Consider the following 5,549-nt stretch of genomic DNA (forward strand, 5'->3'; position numbering starts at 1 on the left):
CGCATGAAGGCACACAAACGCCTCGCTTTGCGTGCCGACAAAACCGCCTCATCCTTTGCGGGGTTCATCACTTTCGCCGCCCTCCTGGATAGAACTCACCTCGCTTGATTTGCAAAGACACCGCCTAATTTATCAAGATCATCTCCAGGCGTCTTGCCAAAGACCCGCAGCAGGGAGATTTTTATCTCATGATTCCACCCAGCCTTCTCGAAATGGAGCTTCCTGACGGACGCATTCCGACGGATGGGAAAGACACCGCCACACCCGAGCAAAACGACGCCTGGCAGTGGGAAAACACCCGTCTGCGCTGGGAGCGCGGCGATTTCAGCCGCAGCGACACGCCCGTCAACGTGATGTTCGAGATCAAGTAGCCGCAGCCTTTGCCAGAGGCTCACTCCTTCACAAAATCCCGCATCTCATAGAGCTTCGGATCGCGCACAGGTTCTTTGCGGCCGGCTTTGGCGCGTTTGAGCATCTGCGTGAAAAGCGCGTCCCCCGCCTCGCCCTCGTCCATGCCGCCGAATTCTTCCTCCAGCTTCTCGGGGTCTTCACCGGATTCGAGGCGGCGCACCATCTCGCGGAGTTCGGGCGGGGTTTTGTCGCCCATCATGTCGGTCATCTTGCGCATGAAATGGCCGAGTTGGCGCGGATCGGGGTTCTCCTCGTCCATGCCGCCCATCTCGCGCTCCATGTCCGCCATGAAACTCTCCATCTTCGTTTCATCCATGCCCGCGAAGGGATCGTCTGCTGTGTCCTCCTTCGCCTGACCGATGACGGCGAAACGCGACACACGCTTCTCCATTTTCAGACCTTCGCCATCCGGGCAAGTCGGCACCTTCTCGCGATACGCCAGTGAACGGGCGAGGAAGGAATAGAGCTTGTTGTTGTCGGGGCAGTAGAACTCGTAGATCGGCATGGCAGGGTTGAGAAAGTCAGCATGGACACTTTAAACAGCCCGCCGCAGCGCTCAAGGAAAGCCATGCGTTGCGCGAAACGTTCAGACTTGGCTCATTGCCCGTCCGGTTTCTCAGGTTCGTGCGGGAACAACCATCCACTTCATGAAGCGCCTCCTTTTCAGTCTCTTCGCCCTTTGCCCTTGGCTCTCCGCTTTCTCCCAGCTCCCGCTGGAACTGAAACCAGGTACCCGCATCGCCCTCATCGGCAATGCGCTCTTTGACCGCATGCGCGCCGACGGCCAGTTCGAGGCGCTCATGCACCAGCGTTTTGCCAAGGAGAAGCTCGTCTTCCGCAATCTGAGCTGGTCCGCCGACGAAGTGGCCCTGCGCCCGCGCCCCGATGGCTTTGGCGACCTCAACCAGCACCTCGCCGAGCACAAGGCGGACGTCATCCTCGCCGCCTTCGGCTTCAACGAGAGCTTCAAAGGCGAAAAGGGCCTCGCCGAGTTCGAAACGCTTCTGAAAGCCTTCCTCATCGAGCTGAAGGCCCATCGCTACAACGGCAACTCCGAGCCGAAAATCGTCCTCGTGAGCCCCACGGCCGCTGAGAAGCCGCACGAGCATCTCAACGCGCAAATCAAGCTCTACACCGACGCGATGAAAAAGGTCGCCGCAGCCGAGAAGGTGGCCTTTGCGGATGTTTTCACCGATTTGACCCCGAAGACGACGAACGGCGTCCATCTCAACACCGCCGGCTACGCCGTCTTCTCCGAGCGTCTCTACAACCAACTCACCCAAGAAACCCCGCCGAAGCTCAAGGAAGCCGTCCGCGCCGCCGTCGTCGAAAAGGAGGACAAGTTCTTCCAGCACTACCGCCCGCTGAATTACTACTACATCAAAGGCGGCCGCATGGAGCCCTACGGCGTCGTGAACTTCCCCGGCGAGCTGAAAAAGCTCCTCCAGATGACCGAAGCCCGAGACGCCGCCATCTGGAAAGTAGCCATCTCGCTCCGCGAGAGGAGCACAGCGCAGCCGAACGAGGGCAAATCCCCAAAAGCAGATTCAGCGGACGAAGATCGCCTCAAGCTCATCTCGCGGAGCGAGATGGCTACTTTGGATGCCGCGCTCGAACCCCTTCCGGTGATCACCGGAGACCGCCCCATCAACGAATGGCTCTCTCCCGCCGATGAACTGAAGGCCTTCCAAATCGATCCGCGTTTCGAAGTCAGCCTCTTCGCCTCCGAAGAAGACTTTCCGGAGCTCTTCGTAAAGCCCATCGCCATCCGGTTTGATGGAAAAGGCCGCCTGTGGGTCAGCACGAGCACCACTTACCCGCAGATCATGCCCGGCGAGGCCCCGCAGGACCGCATCCTCATCCTCGAAGACACCAATGGCGACCACCGCGCGGACAAATGCAGCGTGTGGGCCGACAAGCTCGCCATCCCGCTCAGCTTTGAGTTCGGCAATGGCGGCGTCTTCGTCTCCGACCAGCCGCACCTCACCTTCCTCAAAGACACCGATGGCGACGGCAAGGCCGACCATCGCGAAAAACTCCTCACCGGCTTCGGCACCGAGGACAGCCACCACGCGCTGCACGACTTCGTCTGGAGCCCCGAGGGCGATCTCATCTTCCGCGAGAGCATCTTCCATCACAGCCAGGTCGAGACACCCTACGGCCCCGTCCGCGCCCGCGAGAGCAGCTTCTTCCGCTACACGCCCGCCACCGGCAGGCTGCTCGCCTTTGGCAGCTACATGAGCACGAACCCCTGGGGCATCACCTTCGACGACTGGGGCTTCCATGTCGGCAGCCATCCTGTCTTCGCCAGCGCCGTGCACGCGCTCAATGCGCCCTACCCCGACATCCACATCCCCGCCGGGAACTATTTTCCTGCTTACAGCGGCACCTGCGGCCAGGAATTCCTCACCAGCAGCCACTGGCCGCAGGAGCTGCGCGACAAAAAACACTTCATGCGCGTGCGCTACAAGCCCACCAACGAAGTCGAGCTGCACGAGTGGGTGGAGCACGACACGCACTTCGAGGAAAAGAAAGTCGGCATCGTCTTCCAGAGCACGAACCTCAGCTTCATCCCCGTGGACATCCAGCAAGGCCCCGACGGCGCGATGTACATCGCCGACTGGTACAACCCCGTCAAAGGCCACGCCCAATACTCCCTCCGCGACACCCGCCGCGACAAAAAGAGCGGCCGCATCTGGCGCATCACCGCGAAGGATCAAAAACTCGAAGAAGCCCCCAAGATCACCGGAGCGAGCATCCCCGAGCTGCTGGAGCTGCTGAAGAGCGAAAACTACCGCACGCGGTATCGGGCGAAGGTGGAGCTGAGGGAGAAGGATGCAAAGGAAGTTGAGAAGCTTCTAAACGATGCCGCAGGGATGTCGCCAGAAGGTGCCATCAGTAGCGTCCTATGGGAGGAATCTCTGAAAAAGGGAAGTCTCGTCTACAGAGATACGCATACCACCCAAAGTCTCATTGAGACGCTGTGGCTCTACCAAAGCGTTCGATCAAAACTGGATGATCCCATCATCAAAGCTACGTCACGAATGAGTTATGACACACGAGGGGGAACCTCCATGCCCTGGGTTCCACTTTTTGAGCGCCGATTAATTGAGCAGCTTCTTGCCTCGACTGATCATCGGTCAAGAGCCGTCGGCATTCACGGGCTGCGTTTCCGAGGCACCGAAATTGATCTCACAACAGAATTGCTCAAGCATGCCGCCAACGACCCCAGCGGCCTCGTCCGCCTCGAAGCGGCCATCGCGGCGAGTTACATCGGCACGCCGGAGGCCTTGGAGGCCGCGCTCGATCTGCTGAAGCACCCGATGGACCCTTACCTCACCTACGCGCTGCGCACCTCGCTCGACAGCCACACGCTGCAGCCGCTTTGGAAGGGCAACACCGCTTTCATGCAGAAGCATCCCGAGCTTACAAAATTCCTCAAAGACAGCGAGCCCACCAAACCCGCACTCATGGCGAAAAAGAAGAAGCCCGAGCCGCCGAACCCCTTCGACAACCAGCCCGGCCTGCAAACCATCACCATCAAGACCATCCCCGAGCGCCTGCTCTACGACCTGCGCGAGTTCAAAGTCGCCCCCGGAGCCCCCGTGAAGCTCGTTTTCGAAAATCCGGACGTCACCCCGCACAATCTCCTCATCGTCCAGCCCGGCGCGGCGGACGAAGTCGGCATGGCCGGCAACGAAATGGCCAAAACGCCCGACGGCTTCGCCAAAGGCTTCATCCCCGACTCCCCGAAGATCCTGCACAAAACCAAAATGCTCAACCAAGGCGACCGCGAAGTCCTCCGCTTCACCGCGCCCACCGCCAAAGGCAAATACCCCTACATCTGCACCTTCCCCGGCCACTGGCTCGTCATGAAAGGCGAGATGATGGTGGAGTGAACCTTGCCACTTCAGGCTTGCATCCAGCCGCAGAATCCGTGATGCCCTTGGCATGAAGCCGACCCTTCTCCTCCTTTCGCTCCTTTCCGCGCTTGCCTTGACCCAGTGCGGAAAAGAAGCCCCCAAACCTGCTGCCGAACCGAAGCCAGTGGCTGCTGAAAAGCCCGCTGCCGCGCCTGCTCCCGCCAAACCGGAGCCGAAGGCGGTTTATTGGACGCAGGAGATGATGCACACGGAGATCAAGTATCACAATCCGGGCTACACGGGCGACGGCCAGTTCAACATTGAGGGTGGCAAAGTCGTCGCGCTGAGCCTGCGCGGCGCGAAGATCGACAATGTGAAGTTTTTGCAGCACATCGAGCCGCTGGCGCTCGACTTGAGCGAGACGCCCATCACCGATCTGCGCCCGATGCAGGGCAAGAAGATCGTCGAGCTGTATCTGGAGGACACGAAGGTGCAGGATCTTTCGCCGATCCGCGGCATGCCGCTGGAAAAGCTCTACCTGAGCCGCACCCCGGTGCGTGATCTCAGTGCGCTGGAAAACATGCCGCTCACAGAGCTGAACGCGGTCGGCTGCCCCATCGGTGACATCTCGGGCATCGCGAAATGCCCGATCTCGATGCTCTGGCTCACGGATTGTCCGGTGGAAAACATCGGTGCGCTCAAAACGGTGCCGCTGGTAAGTGTGACGCTGCATCGCACGAAGGTGAAGGATCTCTCCCCGCTGACCGGCACGGCCTTGCAGCGCCTGCACATCGCCGAGACGCCGGTGACGGATCTGTCACCGCTCAAAGGCATGCGGCTCACGCGCCTCGTCTTCACTCCGGCGAACATCACGGCGGGCATCGAGGTAGCGAAATCACTGCCCTTGCAGGAGATCGGCACGCGTTTCGACGACGGGGCCAAGGATTTGCAGCCACCGACCAGTTTTTGGCCCGCTTACGACGCGGCGGTCAAAGCAGCGCCCAAACCGTGAGAATTCCCAAATTTGTCTTGTCGGCATGTCCCCGGCCCTGCCACAATCACGGCGAATTTCATGAAAGAGTTTGCCTACATCCATGACGAGCGGCAGAACCCCTCGCCCCTGCGCGCGGTGCCCGCGCTGGCGAGTTTCAGTGACGACCAGCTCGACGACGTTTTAAATTCCAGCAGCCTGCTCCAGTGCGAACCGGGCGACTGCATCATCAAAGAGGGCAGCATCGACTCCCGCATCTACGTCCTGCTCAGCGGTGAGCTGGA

Annotated in this window: 4 protein-coding genes and 1 pseudogene; 4 read left to right on the forward strand and 1 reads right to left on the reverse strand. The window is 60.2% G+C overall.

Features of this window, described 5'->3' with window-relative positions; all coding sequences use genetic code 11:
• Positions 1-188: 188 nt before the first annotated feature.
• Entirely contained in the window at positions 189-371 is a 183-nt protein-coding gene (locus tag ACILSI_RS26565) for a hypothetical protein (protein WP_395724954.1), read from the forward strand.
• 20 nt (positions 372-391) lie between these two features.
• Here ACILSI_RS26565 and ACILSI_RS26570 read toward each other — a convergent pair whose 3' ends face one another.
• Positions 392-916, reverse strand: a complete 525-nt coding sequence (locus tag ACILSI_RS26570) for a cytochrome C (protein ID WP_395724955.1) — start codon at positions 914-916, stop codon at positions 392-394.
• A 142-nt stretch (positions 917-1,058) separates the two neighbouring features.
• On the opposite strand from ACILSI_RS26570, the gene ACILSI_RS26575 reads away from it, so the two are divergent.
• From ACILSI_RS26575 to ACILSI_RS26585, 3 genes and pseudogenes are all read left to right on the forward strand, one after another.
• A complete protein-coding gene (locus ACILSI_RS26575; RefSeq protein WP_395724956.1) occupies positions 1,059-4,310 on the forward strand; it encodes a PVC-type heme-binding CxxCH protein in 3,252 nt (1,083 codons plus the stop codon).
• Positions 4,311-4,362: 52 nt separating this feature from the next.
• Complete coding sequence (locus tag ACILSI_RS26580; protein WP_395724957.1) at positions 4,363-5,286, forward strand: leucine-rich repeat domain-containing protein; 924 nt, start codon at positions 4,363-4,365, stop codon at positions 5,284-5,286.
• A gap of 60 nt (positions 5,287-5,346) precedes the next feature.
• Positions 5,347-5,549: pseudogene (locus ACILSI_RS26585) on the forward strand (hypothetical protein); the annotation flags it as partial.

Origin of the sequence: Prosthecobacter sp., assembly GCF_044232965.1 — a bacterium.
Classification (GTDB): Bacteria; Verrucomicrobiota; Verrucomicrobiia; order Verrucomicrobiales; family Verrucomicrobiaceae; genus Prosthecobacter.

Bases quoted from the DNA above. Each gene is read 5' to 3' on its own strand.
- ACILSI_RS26580 (WP_395724957.1), top strand. From the start codon at position 4,363: ATGAAGCCGACCCTTCTCCTCCTTTCGCTCCTTTCCGCGCTTGCCTTG.
- ACILSI_RS26575 (WP_395724956.1), top strand. From the start codon at position 1,059: ATGAAGCGCCTCCTTTTCAGTCTCTTCGCCCTTTGCCCTTGGCTCTCC.
- ACILSI_RS26565 (WP_395724954.1), top strand. From the start codon at position 189: ATGATTCCACCCAGCCTTCTCGAAATGGAGCTTCCTGACGGACGCATT.
- ACILSI_RS26570 (WP_395724955.1), bottom strand. From the start codon at position 916: ATGCCGATCTACGAGTTCTACTGCCCCGACAACAACAAGCTCTATTCC.